The sequence below is a fragment of the Epilithonimonas zeae genome (assembly GCF_900141765.1).
Classification (GTDB): Bacteria; Bacteroidota; Bacteroidia; order Flavobacteriales; family Weeksellaceae; genus Epilithonimonas; species Epilithonimonas zeae.
The window spans coordinates 481,719-501,179 of sequence record NZ_FSRK01000002.1 but is presented as its reverse complement, the minus strand read 5'-3'; the positions used below and the strand labels follow the sequence as shown (position 1 = coordinate 501,179).

Here is a 19,461-nt window from a genome sequence, read left to right as displayed (position 1 = left end):
TAGTTTTAAAGTTAGTCTTAATTCAAATCAGATTTCTTGATTAATTTCTTTGTCACTTTTCCAAATTTTCCTTCCAAAGTTATCAAAAGTACGCCACTCCATTTTGGATTTAAGTCTAATGAAATAGTTCCATTACTACTATTTATTTTTTGTTCAGAAAGTTTTTGTCCAAGAACATTATGAATAGAAACATTGATGTCTCCGCAGATATTTTTAAAATTAAATGAAACTTTATTATTGGCAGGATTTGGAAAAGGTCCTTCGATGTTTTTACTGTTCAAATCTTCTACAGAAAGTTGAGCCACATCAAATGTCCAATAACCTTCCGGAGCAACAATAGGTCTCGTTATAGATTTTCCGGAATTGGCCTGAGCCCAGATATAATATTCGATTTTCTTCGAGGTTGAAGGAAGGGAAAGATTAGCAGTCCATTTGCTTTCAACAGAATTATTCATACTCGTTTCCTGAAAACCGATATCACCGGATTCTCTCCAAAAAACTTTGGCTTGAGCAATTCCGGAATTATGCTTGATTTGAGCTTCCACAGGAACACTTAAACTATTGACATTTTTAATTTTAGAATGTGCTATCCAAAGCGGGTCAGCCACGCCAATCGTGTGCGTAATACAATGAATCGCACCACTTAAACTTATCAAATCCTCGCCAGAGTTGTCAACATCTATCCCCACAACCGTGTAACCCGGCATCAGTTGTTTATAAATATTGAGAGCCGGTTCATCCACTTCTGGACGATAAGTTGGAACCAAAATAGTTTTGTTAATGATTACGGCATTCGTATAAGTTCTGTATGCTCCGCCGGTATTCGGATAAGCGCCGGTTGTACTTGCCGGAGCCGGAATCCATTTGATGTCATAATCATTTCCAAAAGGTGTTTTGAAGGTATTTTTAATATAATCGATGTTTTGTTTGATTTGAGGTCCATCTGCAATGCCTTCCGGATATTGGCTCACAAGAATCGTTTCCTCATCCAACAATTTCATATGCATATCAATATGATGAATCTCGTCGTAAGGCAAAACAGTCATTTTACGATAAGAACTGATTCCCATATAATCTTTGAGAATTTTATCGACCTGTTCTTCGGTTTTTGCACTTACGCCGTAAGAATTTCCGGTTTTATTTTCATCCAAAATTAATTTCGATGCAAATGCATTTCCCATTCCGTCTGACATAAAATTTCCTCCTGTGTTTACCAAATCGTTGGGTGAAGTATCGGTCACATAAAGAGGAACGCCGACATACGCTGCGTGACTTGTCGGCAAAGTATTATCCAAAGGACGCGGACGATTATAAATCCAGTCTACCAAAGCACGTTCTCCAACATCATTAGAATAAACCGTGTTCGCAGCGTAATCTCTAATCCAGATACTGTTTGTATTGGCATTCAGAAATCGGACATTCGTTAAGTCAACGCCATTGTTTGTCAAATAAGTGCGAACTGTATTTTCGGAAGTTGTGGCAATCAGAACTTTACATTCTTTAACAGCAGCCTGTACAATCTGCCTTTGAATATTTTGGTATTGAGTGGTCCATCTAATAACCAGATATTCAACTTCTTCCCATTGAGCCGATGTTCTTACAGGAGAAGTCGGAGCAGGTGTTCTTTTGGTTTCTGTAAACTTATAATTTGGAAGAAGAAGCTTTTCTTCTTGTGTCAAACCTTTTGGAAGAACTTCCTGAGCATTAAAGGAATTCAGAAAAAGCAAAGAAAATAAAAATCCGGAATAAATTTTTTTCATATGAAACGATATAATTGACGAATTTATAAAAATTTTGGATTGAATTTGAAAATAAAAAAATCCGCTCAGAATTTCTGAACGGATAATATTTATAAAATTAAGTCTAAAGTTTATTTCAAAGCGATTTCAATCACTTCGCTCATATTACTGACATAGTTAACTTTTAGATTTTTAAGATAATCTTTTTTGATTTCCTCAACATCTTTTCTATTAGCCTCACAAAGAATTACTTCCTTAATTCCTGCTCTAGTTGCAGCCAACAATTTTTCTTTGATTCCGCCAACAGGCAACACTTTTCCACGGAGTGTAATTTCGCCGGTCATTGCCAGATGAGATTTCACTTTTTTGTTTTTGTAGCTTGAAACCATTGATGTTAACATTGCAATTCCGGCAGAAGGTCCATCTTTTGGTGTTGCGCCTTCCGGAACGTGAACGTGGATGTTTTTCTTCTCAATATCTTCTTCAGAAATTCCTAATTCTTCATAATGAGCTTTGATGAATTCCAATGCAATCGTTGCAGATTCTTTCATCACGTTTCCAAGATTTCCGGTCATTGTCAGTCCGCCTTTTCCTTTGGAAAGAATACTTTCGATGAACAAAATATCACCACCGACACTTGTCCAAGCCAATCCAGTTACAACACCCGGAACATCTGTGATTTCAGCTAAAGTTTTTGGTCTTGGAACTCCAAGGATTTCGTCCACCTTTTCAACGGAGATTTTCGGGTCAAATTCATTTTCCATTGCCAACTGCAAAGCGACCCAACGGGCAACGCCAGCAATTCTTTTCTCCAATGTTCTTACTCCACTTTCCGAAGTATGAGCATCGATAATATGTTTCAATTCAGTATTTCCTAGTTTTAAGGATTTAGCATCCAAACCATTTTCCTGAAGTTGTTTTTTGATTAAGTGTCTTTTAGCAATTTCGATTTTCTCTTCCAAAGTATAACCTGCAATGCTAATGATTTCCATTCTATCCAAAAGCGGACGTTGAACAGACGAAAGTGAGTTGGCTGTCGCAATAAACATCACTTTGGAAAGGTCGTAACCCATTTCCAAGAAGTTATCATAGAAATTACTATTTTGCTCAGGGTCAAGAACTTCTAGCAACGCTGAACTTGGGTCACCGTGAATACCTTGTCCGATTTTATCAATCTCATCCAAAACAATCACAGGATTCGATGTTCCGGATTTCTTAATGGATTGAAGAATTCTTCCCGCCATTGCTCCGATGTAAGTTTTTCTGTGTCCACGGATTTCGCTTTCGTCGTGTAATCCGCCAAGAGAAACTCGAACATATTTTCTTCCCAAAGAATCCGCAATCGACTTCCCAAGTGAGGTTTTACCAACTCCCGGAGGACCAACCAAACAAAGAATTGGCGACTTCATATCGTTTTTTAATTTCAGAACCGCGATGTGTTCCAAAATTCTTTTCTTGATATCTTCTAGTCCAAAATGTTCTTTATCCAAAAGCTTTTCTGCTTTTTTCAAATCAAAATGATCTTTGGAATATTTTTCCCAAGGCAAGTCTGTGAAAAAATCCAGATAATTTCTCTGAACATTATAGTCCGGAGAATTAGGATGCTGGCGTTGAAGTCTTTGAAGTTCCTTTTGGAAATGATTTTCAACTTCGGCGTTCCAAGTTATTTTTTCAGCTTTTTTCTTGAATTCGTCTGCGTCAGATTCTGCACCGCCACCTAATTCGTCTTGAATCGTTTTGATTTGCTGATTCAAGAAATATTCACGTTGTTGCTTATCAAGGTCTTTGCTTGTTTTCTGATGAATCTGATTCTTCAGTTCCAAATGACGGAAATCGTCGTGCATCAATTCGTACAATGTTTTTGCACGTCCAATCAAGGTTTTTTCGTCTAGCAATCTTTGTTTCTTATCCGAAGAAAAATTACCGTTGGCTGAAACGAAATTCAATAAATCTTCCTGTCCGTCAATATTTTTAAGAGCAAACTGCGCCGCATTCGGAATGTTTGGGTCGATGTTGATGATTTTTTCTGCCAAATCCTTGATGTTGTCCATCAATGCAGAAAATTCTTCTTTATCTTTTGGTTGAGAGTCTTTTTGTTTTGTGATTTCAGCAAGAAAATAAGGCTCCTGAGAAACCATTTTTTTGACTTTGAATCTCTGAACACCTCTCGTAATAGCTGTAATATTGCCTTCCGGAAGTTTGATGATTTTGATAATCTTTGCCAAAGTTCCGATAGTGTAAAGGTCTTTCTCAGTTGGATTTTCCTCATTCGGATTTTTCTGACTGATGATTCCAATGAATTTATTTTCCTTTTGAGCTTCCTCCAGCAATTTTTTGGATTTTTCTCTTCCTGCTGTAATTGGAATTACCACTTTGGGGAACATTACCATATTTCTTACGGGAAGAATCGGGAAAAGATTTTGAGATTCATCACTTTCCTTAGTATCGAAGTCAGAAAAATTAATTTCTTCAGCAATTATTCCAAGACCTTCGTCAAGAATCTCTTCAAAATTGATATTTTCAAATTCTGTCATAATATAGTTGATGACATATTGTCATTAATCTTAATTGATATAAAGATTGATTCTCTATATTTCTTAGAAAATCAATCTGGTTCTATGTTGGATTATAATTTCGCAAGAGCTATGCCATCAGAAAAAATAATACAATTTGTCAGTTTAATAATAAACCCTTTCAGAGTTTGAAACTCTGAAAGGGTTGTAAGTATTATTTATTCTCGCTGATTCAGTAGATTAAACAGATTTTCAATAAAGTTCATCTGCAAAATTAGCCTAATCTGCGAGAAATATACTTTTATATAAATTACACCAACATTCTCTGTGCTTTTTTCACACCTTCGACCAAGATATCAATTTCTTCCAAAGTATTGTAAACTGCAAAACTTGCACGAACAGTTCCGGCAATATTGAAGAAATCCATAATTGGTTGTGTACAATGATGTCCGGTTCTCACAGCAATTCCCATTTTGTCGAGAATCATTCCTGTGTCAGAAGCAATTCCTGCGCCTTCCAGATTGAAAGAAACAACACCAGTTCTGTTGGCTTTTTCTCCATAAATTTTGATTCCGTCAAGTTCCAGAAGTTTTTTCTGAGCGTAAGTCAGAAGTTCGTTTTCGTGAATTTGAAGACTGTCGTGACCAATTTGATTGATGAAATCAACAGCTGAACCCAAAGCGATATTTCCACCAACGTTAGGTGTTCCAGCTTCGAATTTGAAAGGCAAGCCGGCATAAGTTGTTTTCTCGAAACTGCAAACTGCAATCATTTCGCCACCACCGTGGAATGGATGAAGATTTTCCAAAACAGATTCTTTACCATAAAGAATTCCAGTTCCCATTGGTGCGTACATTTTGTGTCCCGAGAAAACGAAGAAATCACAATCCAATTTCTGAACATCAATTTTAAAATGTGGAGCAGATTGTGCGCCGTCTATCAAAACGTAAGCATTGGAAAGTCGTCTTGTTTTTTCGATGATTTGTTCGATTGGATTAACGATTCCCAAGGCGTTAGAAACCTGATTGAGAGATACAATTTTAGTCTTTTCATTAAGAAAAGAATCCAAAACATCGATTTGAAGGATTCCGTTTTCATCCATTGGAATGACTTTCAGTTTTGCACCAGTTCTTTCGCAAAGCATCTGCCAAGGAACAATGTTGGAATGATGCTCCAGATAGGAAATGATAATCTCATCATCTTTTTTTATTTGATTCGTCAATGCATAAGCCACCAAATTGATTCCTTCTGTTGTGCCTTTGGTGAAAATCACTTCGTAGTCGTGTTTGGCGTTGATGAACTTTTGGATTTTCTGTCTGGAAAGTTCCATTTCTTCTGTCGCCAATTGACTCAAGGTGTGGATGCCACGGTGAACATTGGCGTTGATGGTTTCGTAATATTTTTTCCAAGTTTCTAAGACTGAAATCGGTTTTTGAGAAGTTGCGGCGTTGTCCAGGTAAACTAGTGGTTTACCGTTAACTTGTTGATTCAGAATTGGAAATTGTGCTCTGATATGATTGATGTCGAACATTTTGTTTTAGATGTTAGAAGCTAGATTTTAGACTAATTGCAAAATTTAAAATCAATAATTAAACGTTGAATGTTTGCAGCCCGACTTGAGCGGAAATCCTTTTTTGCTTGTACTCAAGTTCTATTGAACTGGAAACCGTCTGCAAAAAAGATTGGGAGCGGAAGGCGGATAAAGCTGCCCAAATAATTAATCTTGTTGTTTTAATTATTTAGAATGTGTCAAAGTTACGGCAAAATTTATTAAAAATTTCGATGTTAAATATTTATAAAATGAGTGTGATTCTTGTTTTTAGGAACAATTATTGAGTATTTTTGGGCAATTCATTTATTATTAACAAATAAATAGCGAAACTATGGCATTCGAATTACCTAAACTAGGTTATGCATACGATGCGTTGGCACCAACAATCGATGCGAAAACAATGGAAATCCACCATTCTAAGCACCACCAAGCTTATGTGGATAATCTTAATAATGCAATTGCAGGAACAGACCTTGAAGGAAAATCTCTTGAAGAAATCCAAAAAACAGGTACAGATAAACCAGCCGTGAGAAATAACGGAGGCGGACATTACAACCATTCACTTTTCTGGGAACTTTTGACTCCGGGCGGAAGCAAAGAGCCAGTTGGAAGCGTGAAAGCTGAAATCGAGAAAATCGGTGGTTTTGAGAAATTTAAAGAAGATTTTTCTAATGCGGCTAAAACTAGATTTGGTTCTGGTTGGGCTTGGTTAGTTAAAAACGCTGATGGTTCTGTAGTTGTTTCTTCTACTCCGAATCAAGATAACCCACTAATGCCTGTTGCTGATGTAAAAGGAACTCCGATTCTTGGATTGGATGTTTGGGAGCACGCTTACTACCTGAATTATCAAAACAGAAGACCAGATTATGTGTCTGCGTTTTTTGATGTGATTAATTGGGATAAGGTTGAAGAGCTTTATAACAAATAGACTGAAATATTCTAGACACTAGATAACAGACAAAACCACCAAAATTTGGTGGTTTTTTTATTGAATTTGAATTGAAATGCCGTTTATTTTTTTATGATTTTGCTGTTAGAGATTTCACCATTTTCTGTAACTATTTTCAAGATATAAACTCCAACTGTTACGGGAGCTAAATCCATTTTACTGTCGCTAGTTTTCAAAACTTTTTGTCCATTGCTGTTATAAAGCTCCAGAGATGTAATTTTTTTGTTTCCAGAAACATAAATAAAATCTGCAGTTGGATTAGGATAAACAGTAATGTTTTTGTTTTTTATTTCGTCTGTACCGAGTTGTTTTAGTTTGAAAATCAACATTATTGTGTGATTTTCTATCACATTTGAAAAAGTATAATTATTTGGTTTTCCAATGTTTTCATTGTCTACTAAAACGGATTCTATCTCGTATCCATCAGCTGGAGAGAATTCGAAAGTCTTGGATAAACCGTCATTTACAGCCACAATTCCCATTGGTGAAACAGCTCCCCAAGTTTTATTATTGATATCAGAAGAGATGATGCTTGTAAGATACTCGCTTGATTGCAGGTAAGGATATCCGTGGTTTTCGCGTATTTTCCAAACGTTCTCGAAATCCCAATTCAATCCATTCCCATACGTTAATTGTTTTTGGAATTCTTCAATAGATTTATTTTCTCCAGACCAAAAATCACTGGTACCATCGGTAACAATTGCACCGTTAACCAGCATATTATCAAGCGCATAACTATTAATTACTTCTGTTTCAAACTCTATATCGCCAACTAGTCTGTGGATTTTGTTAAGATTTCCTTCTGCTGAAGATTTAATCCAAGGATTAAGAGCTGCAGAATTTACAATCGGAGCCCAAGTAGTTCCAGCCAAACCTCCCACGAGTGAATATCCGCCGGTCACTGTTCCATAAGCATAACTATTAGAAATACCGTTACTAAGTCCTATCAGACCGCCAACATACATCGCAGTATTGTCAGTTGCCGTTACATCACCAGAAGCAAAACAGTTTTCAATAAAAGAATTACTGAAGCTAGAGCCTGCCAAACCTCCTATATCAACATAACCTCCTTCCGGAGTGCTATCGGAAACAATTTGCGTCACATTTCCAGTCGCATAACTAAAAGAAACAGTGCCTCCCATAACCCCAACTAATCCTCCAAGTGATTGACTTCCGCTCACAAATCCGCTTGCGTGGCTACTTGTAATTGCTCCATAGGATTGTCCAACTAATCCACCTCCAATCTTTTGGTCTGTATAAACGATACCTGTTGCATAGGAATTAGTAACTGAATCAGAAGCACCGACTAAACCACCAACCCACATTCTTCCTGTGATGTTTCCTGTGGCATAAGAATTACTGATAGGTGCATAAGAATCTCCAACTAACCCACCAAGTGTACTGATTCCCGTTACATTTCCTGAAGCGTTAGAGTTATTAACTGGTGCTTGATTAACACCAATTAATCCTCCCATAAAGTTCCCTGTAAAAGAACCGCCTGTATTTTTAACATTACTGGAAGAACTAGAACCTGAAACTTCGGCTGATGTTTTTCCAATCAATCCACCTACGTTATCTCCTTCTGTATTGACTTCGCCGGAAGACTGACAGTCGCTTACTAGCGATGAGCTTTCCCCAATCAATCCGCCAACATAGCTACCTGTAGCATTAATGATTACATTAGCAGAATTATTTTGAATTAAAGTATTACCTGTTGAACTTCCTAAAAGTCCACCGGAATAACTTAAAGCAGTGATTGTTCCAAATGTTTTTACATTTGTGATACTGCCTCCTTCGCTTTGTCCTGCAAGAATACCGACATAATTTCCTCCTATGATGCCAGAGGTTGAAAGTTGGATATTCAGATTGTTGATAATAGCATCTTTGGTAACACCAAATAACCCTAGATTATCTGCTTCGGTTCTCGAGAACCAAAGGTTTTTAATTGTAAATCCATTTCCTTGGAATGAGCCATAAAATGAGGTTGATTCCACATCGCTTGCATTTCCTATTGGTTCCCATCCTACAATGGGATATTTATCGGCGATTAATGAAGCTAAATCAATATCGTTCATCACTACAAAATGGATATTGCTATTGGCTTGCCCTAGAAAATTTCTGACTTCATCCAATTGGGTTGAGTTAGAGATCTGATAAGGTTCTTGTTCCGTTCCGTTCCCTGATCCTGAAAACTGAGCTTTTGTATTAAAAGATATCAATAAAAATACAAATGCTGAAAAAATAAATTTGATTCTTTGCATGTAATTACTTTGTTAGAAATATTTCACAAAAGTATTGGGAAAACTATCATTTGGACAAAAAAAGGAGGTGTGCAAAGAGTGTGCATCTCATAAAATATTGCTTATCTTTGATATGTGGAATTTTATTTATGGTTGATAATCAGTCGAATTAAATGTTTTCCTTACCTTTCATCTACTTTAAGTTTTTTTAATTTGTCCGTCAATATGTTATTGATTAAATATCTCATCAGCGTATTATGAAAATGCGTTTTTTTCTGAGTTCGATTTTTGTTTTATTAAGTTTTACCAATATTTTTTGTTCAACTTATTTGCAAAATTTTAATACTATTGCTTCTGAAATTAATAGGAAAGCCTTCATCCAAAATAAAGAAACGAGGAATCTTTTATCCAGGTTGGAAAAGATTGCCGATACACATTCTGAGCTAATTCCGCAATATCTATATTGGGAATCGGTGGCTAATTATGCGCAAGGTAAATCGGATTTGGAAATTAATTCTAAAATCAATTCTAAACTCAAGATTTTTGATGAAAATAAATTTCCTTTCGAAAATGCATTGTTGCTTCATGCCCTAGCTTTAAATAATGCTATTACCGGCAATTACACAGATAGTTTTACCAATTCTCTAAAAGCTTTAATAATTTATAAAAGAATAGGAAATCAATTATTTGTGGCCAGGATCAATCAATTACTCGGAATTATCTGCTTTAGGACGAGGAACTATGATATGTCACGCCAGTTTTCTAAGCAGTCCTTGGTAAAGGCGCTTCCAAAAGCAGAATATTATAAGTCTGCTATCAATCTCTACAGCAGTCAGGCTTTTGACAATAATGGTCGCAAAATCGCATTGAAAGAACTGGAAAAATTAATTCCTGTAGTAGAAAAGCTGAATGATTTGGGTCTGTTGGCAGTGGTTTATCTTAATATCGGATGTTGTTATTCTTTGGAAAATCGAGAAGATTTGTTAAATATTTATTTTGGTAAAGCTTTAAATATTGGAAATCAAATTGATAACAAATCGTTTACCACATCTTTGCTAATTAATTTAGGTTCTTATGCCTTGGGAAACAGCAATTTTGAAAAAGCAGAATCAGACCTTGATCAAGCAGAAAAGTTATCTATTGAAACAGGAGACGTAGAACAGTTGTCCTTGGTTTATCAGATTAAATCATTGATTTTTGAGAAGAAAGGTAATACAAAAGAAGCTTTTATCTATCTGAAAAAATACAATGAGCAAAAGGAAAAAATCCTTAGTAACTCTAAAACCATCGATTCTTACCAAACTTACATGTCAACCTTTCTGGCATCGGCGGAGAAAGAAGTCGTGATTTCTAAACAAAATACAATGTTGGAAAAACGTAGATTCCTGATAACTTTGATCTCCTCTATCTTCATTATTCTTTTAGGTTCAGCTTTCCTTATTATTTTCTATCAAAAAAGGCGACAACAAGCAATTATTAGAGAGTCTGAAAAAGAATCGCTTCAAAAACAATTGCTTTATGAGAAAAATTTAAAACAGCTTCAGGAAGAAAAACATAAAGAATTATTGGATGCAAAAAAAAGAGAGGTTGCATCATACTCTTTAATGCTTTCAAGTAAAAACACTGTGCTGAAAGAAGTTCTACATAAAGCTGGTCAAGCCAATGGAGAAAATCAAAAGCAGATAATCTATGACAATATCATAGAAGTGGTGAAAAATAATCTCAATACACAAGCAGAAAGCCACAAGTTCATTCATCATTTTAATGAAGTGCATCCTGATTTTTTTAATAAATTGAAAGTAATATGCAAAGATCTTACAGAGAATAATATGCGGATGTGCGCCTATTTCAAAATGGGGATGACAACAAAGCAGGTGGCTACAATACTGAATGTCTCAGGAGAAACAGTCAAGAACGGGCGCTATCGTCTAAAGAAAAAACTGATGCTGAAAGAAGAAGACAGTCTGGATGATTTTGTGAGAAGTATATAACGGTTGTTAATTCGTTTTTACTTCTTCAGTAGGTTTGTCCTCGGTTTTTTTGTCTGTTTTATTTTCTTCTTCTTTTTTTGCTTTCTCTTTGTCGAGTTTTTCCTGTTCAACTTTTGCAATCGCGGCAAGACTATCTTTTTCTCGTTTTATCGCCACAGCATTGATTTTTGCCATCACAGCTTCGGAAGTTGCACCCGGACCAAAAGAATCAATAGCTGTTGTATCATACGTGATTTGTGGTGCAGCATCCAATTGGTCTGAATTGTTCAGAACCGGTGCATTTTTTGAACAAGATAACATTGAAGCAAGAATCAAAAAGAAATAGAATTGTTTCATATCAACAAATATCGAAAATTATTTGATATAAAATTCAGCAATCACAGGAAAATGGTCTGAGATTCTGACACTTCTGTCTACTTTATAACTGATAGGCTCGATGGATTCTGATGCGAAAACGTGGTCGATTTTCAGAGGAAATTTGAAATCGTGGAAACTTGTTCCGCTTCCTTTTCCGACTTTTAGAAATGTGTCTTCCAGATTTTCAGATAAGGTGTAATATTCATAAGAATTTGGAACCGAGTTGAAATCTCCGGCAAGAATAATTGGGTAAGGCGAACTGTCCAAAAATGATTTTATTGGAGTAATTTGACTTTGATGTTTTCGGAAAGTTGGAACAAGTTTGTGCAGAATGTTCTTGGCCTTTTCTTCATTCACATTCATATCTTTAGTGGGTCTTACCATATCTTTCTGTAAGTAAAAAGGTTCCATGTAAACATTCACAAATCGAATAATTTTTTCATTAACCCTGATATCAGCATAGATGCAACGTCCGTTTTTTGCATCAGTTTCTACAATTCCGCTTTTTACAATCGGAAATCTTGACTGGATTTTAACAACGGGAAAATTTCTTTCAAAATATTCAAAGCCTTTAAGATTTTCAGCACTTCTATATTCTTGTGTGAGAACGACATCAGCATTTTGACTATTAAGAAAACTATAAATGCTTTCGTCTCCAAATTTCCCTGATTTCCCATTGAGAGAAATCAATTTCAAATTCGGAGTTTCGGTTTTCGTAGGTGTGAAATTAATCCAGCGTCTCGTAGGAATGATAAAAAATAAAGATAAAACAAGAAAAACCACCGCTCTTTTTTTCCAAGTAATAATCCAGAATATCAATAAAATAATATTAATAATAATGAGAATCGGAAATCCTAATGATAAAAGATTAAGAAACCCCAAAACATTTGGCGGGATGTAAGCATTAATTATTGTTCCGAAAAGCAGAGCAATAATTATCAGATGAAATACCGTTAAAATTAATCGAATGATTCCCATTTATTGGATTCTGTCTCGGTGTTTTTTCCAGTTTCTGATGTAAAGAAAACCAATCAAAGCGCCTCCAAGATGGGCAAAATGTGCAATATTATCGCCACTGAATTGTCCAAATCCCAAAACGATTGAAACCACAATAATAACAGGTGTTAGATACTTTGCCTTAATAGGAAAAGGAATAAACATAAACATCAACTTGGCATCTGGAAATAATGTAGAAAACGCTGCAATGATTCCGAAGATTGCGCCTGAGGCTCCAACCATTGGTGTTCTCAATATATTAAAAAGACTTTGAGCAGAGTCTCTCACAGCTTCAGAATTAGAAGAAATTGGCATCTCTCCACTGTAGTTAATGTCTGCGTACTTATAAATTTCGTGGATATCGTAAGCTTGACTAGTTAAAAAATTTGTGATTTGACTTACTTCAACATAGTTCCAAATATTGTACAAAACGAAACCACCTAAACCTGCAGCAAAATATAGAATAATGAATTTTTTTTGTCCTAAAACCTGCTCCAAAACTGGTCCAAAACTGTAAAGCGTCAACATATTAAAAACAATATGCATAATACTTCCGTGCATAAACATATGCGTAATAATTTGCCAAGACCTGAAGTTTGGAGATAAGGGAAAATATCCTGCTAAAAGCGCATCAACATTGATGTTAAAATTCCCAAGTAACAATGTACCTACAAAAAAGATGACATTCAGGATGATTATATTTCGGGTAACAGGTGTTATTTGTGGAAACATAGTTTAAAATTTATTTTTAAAATCGTCAAACGGAACTTCCATCCAACATTTTTTTCCGTTTACGGTGTATTGTGGGAAACCAAGGTCGATAAAATCTTTTACCAATTGTTCAACCTCAGTTTTATAAATGAAATCGAATTTTGATTTAGTTTTCAGCTTAACCCATTGGTATTCAAAATATTTGTAGAAATCTTCCTCGGTTCTGTATTCCAAAACTTCGAATATTTTTTCCAGAAATTTGATAACCTGAGATTCCTTCAAAGCTTCCGGAACGGTTTCGATTCTCAATACATTTTCCTGAGCCAAAGTCATTTCGAAACCAAAATCCGGCAAATATTTTTTGATGGATTTGTATTTGTTTTTTTCGATTTCATTCAGATGATATTCTAACGAAAACAACAAACTTTGCCCCGCTTTTTTCGTCGGCAGATTTTCCTGATGAGAAGACATCAACACACGATGCATTCTGCCCAAATCCAACATGTAAGTTTGTCCGTCCTTGTTCAGAAGCCAATAACCGTTGGGCAATCGGAAAAGATCTTCGTCCAAATCATCATCTTCAAAAAGGTTGATTTTGGAAGGTGCCGCAGTGGCTGTTGCCTGATATAATTCGGCAAGATTAATCCTTTCTTCTTCCGTGGTTTTTTCTACAGAAAATGGATTGAAATCTCTATCCACATTAATGGAAGAAGGCATTGGCGAACTGTAATTGCTTTTGCTTGGCGTCGGGGAAAAAAATGCTTCCATTTTTGGATCTCTTTCGAAATCGAGACTTGGCGCAACGTTATAAATTCCCAAAGAACGTTTGATGGTAGACCGCATCAAAGCGAATATCAAAGCTTCGTCTTCAAACTTAACTTCCGTTTTTTGTGGATGTATATTCACATCTATTTTCTCCGGATCCATTTCCAGATAAAGAAAAAATGAAGGAATATAACCTGGTTGTAATAATCCATCAAATGCTTCCTGAACAGCTTTGCTCAAGTAAGGACTTTTGAAATACCTTCCATTGACAAAGAAAAATTGCTCACCACGGACTTTTTTCGCGCCTTCTGGTTTTGCAACATAACCTTGCAAATTGGCCCAACCCAAATCTTCCTTGATTGGAATCAAAAGCGGTTGCAACTTTCTCCCGAAAACATCAATAATGCGTTGCATTTGACCGCCTTTTCTTAGTTTGAAGACAGGTTCATCATTATGGAACATTTCGAACTCGATATTCTCGTGAGCCAAAACAACTCTCTGAAATTCATCGATGATATGACGAAATTCTACATTGTCATTCTTCAAAAATTTGCGTCTCGCAGGAACATTGTAAAACAAATTCTTAACAGAAAAATTGGAACCTTCAACGGTTTGAATCGGGTCTTGAAACTGGAAAATTCCGCCTTCAATATAAATATTCGTTCCGACTGGCGCGTCTTTCTGTTTGGTTTTGAGTTCTACCTGAGCAACTGCAGCAATAGAAGCCAAAGCTTCTCCACGGAAACCTTTGGTCGCAATTTTAAAAATATCTTCCGTCGAACGGATTTTAGAGGTTGCGTGACGTTCAAAAGCTAATCTGGCGTCAGTTTCAGACATTCCAATTCCGTTATCAACAACCTGAAGCAAGTTTTTCCCCGCATCACGAATAATGAGCTGAATCTTACTGGAACCCGCATCCACAGAGTTCTCCAATAATTCCTTGACAATAGAAGCTGGTCTTTGCACGACTTCTCCTGCAGCAATTTGATTGGCAACATGGTCTGGTAAAAGTTGAATGATATCTGACATCTCTAGAATTGAACTTTCAAAAATAAGGATAAGAATCGAGCGATGAAAGTTAAATAATTATAAATAGAAATTCGATTCACAATAACGGATATCAATAGCTTTGGGCTTTAGCCCAATGGTAAAATTAGATTACGAAATGACTTTAGCCGAAATTTATAATATGTTTTGGCTGAAGCCTCTAATGTTGTTACTTTTGTGAATGGGCTAAAGCTCAATCCTATTGATATTTAAATCACATTTAATGAAAAGAGACCTCTATATTGATTTTGCCAAAGGACTGGCAACCATTTCCATTATATTTATCCACACGGCGTTTTGGAGCGGACAGTTTTATATGCCGGTGGAAGCGCGCGTTTTTTCTCTGGTTTTTGATGTAGCGTTGTTTTACGCATTGAGCGGAATCACGTCTGGGAATAATATCGAAAAGACACTTTACAGATTGCTGAAGTTGCAAATTACCTATATGATTTTTGTAACGTTTCTGTTTTTCCTCGATTATTTTTTCAAAGTTTTTGGATTAAGTTTTTTCTCTTTTGATTGGCTCAAAGATTTCTATTCAACATTTGGAAGCAAATATGTTCCGAGAAGTATTTCGTCTGAACCGCAATGGCAGATTTTGGGAAATTGGTATTTGCACGAGTACTCCAACTGTGATACTTTTCCTGTGGTGATGGGAAGTTTTTGGTATTTGAAAGTTTATTATATCCTGACAGTTCTCGGTGTTTTGATTCTGAGATTTTTCCCAAAACACATCAATTGGTTTATTGGTGTTTGTGTGGCTTTAACTTTAATATTCAATTTGTTTCCTCAATATTATCCTAATGGGCAAGGCGGTTATGTTGCATTTTATATGGCTGTATTCCTGATTGGAAACCGAATGAAAGGCAAAATGATTCCAACGAAAATGGTTCCGGTTTTGTACGGATTGGTAGCTGTTGCTTTAGCTTGGATGTTTTGGAATTACGGAGGCGATATGTTCTATAAACTCAACAAACAAAAATTCCCACCGAAGATTCCTTACATTATTTGGACACTATTCTCATTAGTAACTTTATTCGTTTTCTATAACCGATTGAAAATCACTAAATCAAATTTCATTACAAATGTAGGACAAAATGCAATCTTCTTTTATTTTGCTCAAGGGATGAGTTCATCTTTGATTTATTTCCTTGTTGTTCCGATGAAAGATTCTCTGCCTTGGTATCTGTTGGTATTGATTATTTATCCACTGAATATTTTCTTAGCGTTTTTGATTTCCAAAGGTTTGAAAAAAGTAGATGATTTGGGTTGGATGGTGTTGGAATTTTTGAGGGAAAAGACAACTTCGAAAAATCCATAAAAAAAGCGCTCCTAAAAGCGCTTTATAAATTTTAATCATTTCTTTTTCTTCCGCTCATCGCTACAATTGCGACGATGATGATAAGAACCACGCCACCAATAATCCAATAAGTCGGATTGGTTTGCCATTCTTCCGTAGAAGTTGTGGTTACATTAGTAGTTTTTACAACGGCTGAATCCTGAGCGAATGTCAAAGCAGATGAGAAAAACGTTAAGAAGCTAAAAAGAAATAATCTAGAACGATTGATAATGATTGAATTTTTCATAATTTTATTATTTGGTTGATGATAATTTTTCAACATCTGTGCCAATTTTTAATATAATTAATTATAGTATAATTATATGGCAGTTGAATTCAAAAAATAATTTTTTATTAACAAAATATTTAATAACAATCAATCAAATCCTTATTTTTACAAAAAATATAAAATGTTCCGTCTTAAACTTCTTACAGACCCACGTTGGGCTAACATTGCAGAAGGTAATCTGGAAGAGATTCTTACCGATCACGCTTGGTGTGAGCAAAAAGCAGCGACCAATGCCATCGGCCTTATCACCATGGTTCCAGAATATACAGAAATGGTAACCGAACTATTGGCCATTGCACAGGAGGAATTGGATCACTTCAATCAGGTTCACGAGATTATCAAGAAAAGAGGTGGCGTTCTTGGAAGAACCCGCAAAGACGATTATGTGAACGACCTTGTGAAGTTTCTGGTAAGAGGTGGTAAGCGAGAAGATCAGATTATTGACAAGATGCTTTTTGCTGCGATGATAGAAGCCAGAAGCTGTGAACGTTTCAAGGTTTTGACAGAAAATATCAAAGACGAAGAACTTAAGAAATTCTACCACGACCTGATGGTTTCAGAAGCCAATCATTATACAGCCTTTATCGGGTTTGCAAGACAATTGGGCGACCCGGAAACTGTGAACAAACGTTGGGAAGAATGGCTGGAATACGAGGCTAGCATTATGAAATCCTACGGTAACAAAGAAACCATCCACGGCTAAAATCTAAAATGGACAGAAATCTCAACGATTATCTTCGACTCTTTATACGATCCTTTATTCAGGGATTGATTATTATTGGGCCTCTTGCCATCACGGTTTGGGTCATCTGGAGCGTCGTGAGTAGTATTGATAATTTGGTGCCTTCAGTTTCGGGAAAATTCCCAGGACTTATATTTTTCATCGTAATTTTCGGAACCACATTCATTGGGTTTTTTGGTAACAAATTTATTATTGGAAGGCTCATTGTTGACGGTGTGGACTATGTTTTGGAACATATCCCAGGAATCAAATTTCTCTACACTTCGCTAAAAGATGTTCTTGGATCTTTCGTTGGAGATAAGAAAAAATTCAATGTTCCGGTTTGGGTCAAAACGAATGAGAATCCTGAAATCTGGAGAATTGGATTTTTGACACAAGCTGATATGTCCGTTGTTAATCTTGACCAAATGATCGCCGTTTATCTGCCCCATTCCTACGCGGTTTCCGGCTGGGTCATCATCACCAAATTCAATAACGTCAAAGAAGTATCCGGAATGAGCGCCGCTGAAGCCATGAAATTTGCAGTTAGTGGAGGTGTTGCCGGCTTCCATTCAGACGACAACGTTTTCAAAGCGCCGGAGTAGTTTTTAATTAATAATTAATAATGAATGTTTCTGTTCATTATCAATCCTTTCCGAAATTAATTTCATTTTTTATTAGGGCAGCTTTTTCCGCCTTCCGCTCCCAATCTTTTTATTTTTTAGCAAAAAAACAAAAAGGATTTCCGCTCAAGTCGGGCTGCGGGTTTGTACTTTTAATAAATTTTGTCAATTAATTTCAACTTTTAAAAATTAATTATTCATTCTTAACTATTCATTATTATGAAATTACCATACGCAGAACCATTTAGAATCAAAATGGTCGAAGAAATATATCAATCTACTCAAGAACAACGCGAAGAATGGCTGAAAAACGCCAACTATAACCTATTCAACCTCAGAAGTTCCCATGTCTTCATCGATTTGCTGACAGACAGCGGGACGGGCGCAATGAGCGATAAACAATGGGGCGCATTGATGATTGGCGACGAAAGCTATGCTGGTTCCCGATCATTCGAAGCGTTGCAACAAACGGTTGAAAAAATCACAGGTTTTCCTTATTTATTGCCAACACACCAAGGTCGTGCAGCTGAGAATGTATTATTCTCAGTAATGGTAAAAGAAGGCGACATTGTTCCAGGAAATTCTCATTTTGATACAACGAAAGGTCACATAGAAATCAGAAAAGCGCACGCCGTAGATTGTACAATTGATGAAGCTTTTGACATCAATGACCTTCATCCCTTTAAAGGAAATCTGGATTTAGAAAAACTGGAAGCGGTTTACAAAGCTCATCCGAAAGAACAGATTCCGTTTTGTCTGATTACGATTACTTGCAATTCTTCTGGCGGACAGCCAGTTTCTTTAAAAAACATCAAAGCGGTAAAAGAACTGTCTGACCGATACGGAATTCCTGTTTTGTTTGATTCGGCGAGGTTTGCTGAGAATGCTTACTTCATAAAGAAAAGAGAAAAAGGTCAGGAAAACAAAACCATTAAAGAAATCTGCAAAGAACTATTCTCTTACGGTGACGGGATGACGATGAGCTCCAAGAAAGATGGCTTGGTAAACATTGGCGGATTCATCGCTTTGAAGAACAGAGAAATTTTTGAACAAGCTTCTAATTTCACAATCATCTACGAAGGTTTCATTACTTACGGTGGGATGGCTGGCAGAGATATGTCAGCTTTAGCGTCAGGACTAGATGAGGCGACAGAGTTTCCTTATCTGGAAAGCCGAATCTCTCAAGTAGAATATCTAGGAAACAAATTGATGGAAGCCGGAATTCCTGTTCAGAAACCAATCGGTGGACACGCTGTTTTCATAGATGCACTGAATTTCTTACCAAATATCAAAAGAGAAGAATTCCCTGCTCAAACATTGGCAATAGAGCTTTATAAAGAAGCTGGAATTCGTGGCGTAGAAATCGGGACTTTACTGGCTGACAGAGATCCGGAAACAAGAGAAAACCGCTATCCAAAACTGGAGTTGCTGAGGTTGGCAATCCCAAGACGAACTTACACGAATAATCATATGGATTATGTTGCTGCAGCAGTAATCAATGTTTTTGAAAGAAGAAACGACATCACAAAAGGTTACAAAATCAAACGAGAACCAGAGATTTTGAGACACTTCACAGTTCAATTGGACAAAGCATAAAATAAAAAGAGAGCAATTTGAATTGCTCTCTTT

At 36.3% G+C, this 19,461-nt stretch carries 15 protein-coding genes; 6 read left to right on the top strand and 9 right to left on the bottom strand.

Features of this window, described 5'->3' with window-relative positions:
• Positions 1-17: 17 nt before the first annotated feature.
• From BUR19_RS14070 to BUR19_RS14060, 3 genes are all read right to left on the bottom strand, one after another.
• Positions 18-1,760, bottom strand: coding sequence for an agmatine deiminase family protein (locus tag BUR19_RS14070; RefSeq protein WP_074236083.1), 1,743 nt, complete (start codon positions 1,758-1,760; stop codon positions 18-20).
• Positions 1,761-1,870: 110 nt separating this feature from the next.
• The gene (gene lon / locus BUR19_RS14065; protein WP_074236082.1) at positions 1,871-4,273 is read right to left on the bottom strand and encodes an endopeptidase La; all 2,403 of its coding nucleotides are present in this window, start codon (positions 4,271-4,273) and stop codon (positions 1,871-1,873) included.
• Positions 4,274-4,562: 289 nt separating this feature from the next.
• A complete protein-coding gene (locus BUR19_RS14060; protein WP_074236081.1) occupies positions 4,563-5,783 on the bottom strand; it encodes an aminotransferase class V-fold PLP-dependent enzyme in 1,221 nt (406 codons plus the stop codon).
• 352 nt (positions 5,784-6,135) lie between these two features.
• Here BUR19_RS14060 and BUR19_RS14055 point away from each other — a divergent pair, with 352 nt between their 5' ends.
• The gene (locus BUR19_RS14055; protein WP_074236080.1) at positions 6,136-6,732 is read left to right on the top strand and encodes a superoxide dismutase; all 597 of its coding nucleotides are present in this window, start codon (positions 6,136-6,138) and stop codon (positions 6,730-6,732) included.
• An 83-nt stretch (positions 6,733-6,815) separates the two neighbouring features.
• On the opposite strand, the gene BUR19_RS14050 is transcribed toward BUR19_RS14055, so the two are convergent.
• Positions 6,816-9,014 carry a T9SS type A sorting domain-containing protein gene (locus BUR19_RS14050; protein WP_074236079.1) on the bottom strand — a complete coding sequence of 733 codons (2,199 nt, stop codon included), beginning with the start codon at positions 9,012-9,014 and terminating at the stop codon, positions 6,816-6,818.
• A gap of 308 nt (positions 9,015-9,322) precedes the next feature.
• Here BUR19_RS14050 and BUR19_RS14045 point away from each other — a divergent pair, with 308 nt between their 5' ends.
• Positions 9,323-10,984 carry a helix-turn-helix transcriptional regulator gene (locus tag BUR19_RS14045; protein WP_175565914.1) on the top strand — a complete coding sequence of 554 codons (1,662 nt, stop codon included), beginning with the start codon at positions 9,323-9,325 and terminating at the stop codon, positions 10,982-10,984.
• A gap of 6 nt (positions 10,985-10,990) precedes the next feature.
• Here BUR19_RS14045 and BUR19_RS14040 read toward each other — a convergent pair whose 3' ends face one another.
• The 4 genes from BUR19_RS14040 to mutL are packed head-to-tail and all read right to left on the bottom strand — an operon-like array spanning position 10,991 to position 14,842.
• The gene (locus tag BUR19_RS14040) at positions 10,991-11,320 is read right to left on the bottom strand and encodes a hypothetical protein (RefSeq protein ID WP_074236077.1); all 330 of its coding nucleotides are present in this window, start codon (positions 11,318-11,320) and stop codon (positions 10,991-10,993) included.
• Between the two features lie 18 nt (positions 11,321-11,338).
• A complete protein-coding gene (locus BUR19_RS14035) occupies positions 11,339-12,319 on the bottom strand; it encodes an endonuclease/exonuclease/phosphatase family protein (protein ID WP_074236076.1) in 981 nt (326 codons plus the stop codon).
• Positions 12,320-13,069 carry a rhomboid family intramembrane serine protease gene (locus BUR19_RS14030; protein WP_074236075.1) on the bottom strand — a complete coding sequence of 250 codons (750 nt, stop codon included), beginning with the start codon at positions 13,067-13,069 and terminating at the stop codon, positions 12,320-12,322. It abuts the gene before it with no gap.
• A gap of 3 nt (positions 13,070-13,072) precedes the next feature.
• Entirely contained in the window at positions 13,073-14,842 is a 1,770-nt protein-coding gene (mutL, locus tag BUR19_RS14025; protein ID WP_074236074.1) for a DNA mismatch repair endonuclease MutL, read from the bottom strand.
• A gap of 241 nt (positions 14,843-15,083) precedes the next feature.
• Between mutL and BUR19_RS14020 the strand changes: the two genes are divergently transcribed.
• Positions 15,084-16,181: an acyltransferase family protein gene (locus tag BUR19_RS14020; protein WP_074236073.1), complete on the top strand. Its 1,098-nt coding sequence runs from the start codon at positions 15,084-15,086 to the stop codon at positions 16,179-16,181.
• Between the two features lie 31 nt (positions 16,182-16,212).
• Here the strand turns inward: BUR19_RS14020 and BUR19_RS14015 are convergent, their stop codons facing one another.
• Positions 16,213-16,446 (bottom strand): hypothetical protein, encoded by a 234-nt coding sequence (locus BUR19_RS14015; protein WP_139297358.1) that lies wholly within the window; start codon positions 16,444-16,446, stop codon positions 16,213-16,215.
• A gap of 163 nt (positions 16,447-16,609) precedes the next feature.
• Here BUR19_RS14015 and miaE point away from each other — a divergent pair, with 163 nt between their 5' ends.
• From miaE to BUR19_RS14000, 3 genes are all read left to right on the top strand, one after another.
• Positions 16,610-17,191, top strand: a complete 582-nt coding sequence (gene miaE / locus BUR19_RS14010; protein ID WP_074236071.1) for a tRNA-(ms[2]io[6]A)-hydroxylase — start codon at positions 16,610-16,612, stop codon at positions 17,189-17,191.
• Between the two features lie 8 nt (positions 17,192-17,199).
• Entirely contained in the window at positions 17,200-17,814 is a 615-nt protein-coding gene (locus BUR19_RS14005; RefSeq protein ID WP_074236070.1) for a DUF502 domain-containing protein, read from the top strand.
• Between the two features lie 237 nt (positions 17,815-18,051).
• Positions 18,052-19,428, top strand: coding sequence for a tryptophanase (locus BUR19_RS14000; protein WP_074236069.1), 1,377 nt, complete (start codon positions 18,052-18,054; stop codon positions 19,426-19,428).
• Positions 19,429-19,461: the final 33 nt, after the last annotated feature.

What these genes read in the sequence shown, in the direction of transcription:
- BUR19_RS14070 (WP_074236083.1), bottom strand. Translation starts at nt 1,760, where the DNA reads ATGAAAAAAATTTATTCCGGATTTTTATTTTCTTTGCTTTTTCTGAAT.
- lon (WP_074236082.1), bottom strand. Translation starts at nt 4,273, where the DNA reads ATGACAGAATTTGAAAATATCAATTTTGAAGAGATTCTTGACGAAGGT.
- BUR19_RS14060 (WP_074236081.1), bottom strand. Translation starts at nt 5,783, where the DNA reads ATGTTCGACATCAATCATATCAGAGCACAATTTCCAATTCTGAATCAA.
- BUR19_RS14055 (WP_074236080.1), top strand. Translation starts at nt 6,136, where the DNA reads ATGGCATTCGAATTACCTAAACTAGGTTATGCATACGATGCGTTGGCA.
- BUR19_RS14050 (WP_074236079.1), bottom strand. Translation starts at nt 9,014, where the DNA reads ATGCAAAGAATCAAATTTATTTTTTCAGCATTTGTATTTTTATTGATA.
- BUR19_RS14040 (WP_074236077.1), bottom strand. Translation starts at nt 11,320, where the DNA reads ATGAAACAATTCTATTTCTTTTTGATTCTTGCTTCAATGTTATCTTGT.
- BUR19_RS14035 (WP_074236076.1), bottom strand. Translation starts at nt 12,319, where the DNA reads ATGGGAATCATTCGATTAATTTTAACGGTATTTCATCTGATAATTATT.
- BUR19_RS14030 (WP_074236075.1), bottom strand. Translation starts at nt 13,069, where the DNA reads ATGTTTCCACAAATAACACCTGTTACCCGAAATATAATCATCCTGAAT.
- mutL (WP_074236074.1), bottom strand. Translation starts at nt 14,842, where the DNA reads ATGTCAGATATCATTCAACTTTTACCAGACCATGTTGCCAATCAAATT.
- BUR19_RS14020 (WP_074236073.1), top strand. Translation starts at nt 15,084, where the DNA reads ATGAAAAGAGACCTCTATATTGATTTTGCCAAAGGACTGGCAACCATT.
- BUR19_RS14015 (WP_139297358.1), bottom strand. Translation starts at nt 16,446, where the DNA reads ATGAAAAATTCAATCATTATCAATCGTTCTAGATTATTTCTTTTTAGC.
- miaE (WP_074236071.1), top strand. Translation starts at nt 16,610, where the DNA reads ATGTTCCGTCTTAAACTTCTTACAGACCCACGTTGGGCTAACATTGCA.
- BUR19_RS14005 (WP_074236070.1), top strand. Translation starts at nt 17,200, where the DNA reads ATGGACAGAAATCTCAACGATTATCTTCGACTCTTTATACGATCCTTT.
- BUR19_RS14000 (WP_074236069.1), top strand. Translation starts at nt 18,052, where the DNA reads ATGAAATTACCATACGCAGAACCATTTAGAATCAAAATGGTCGAAGAA.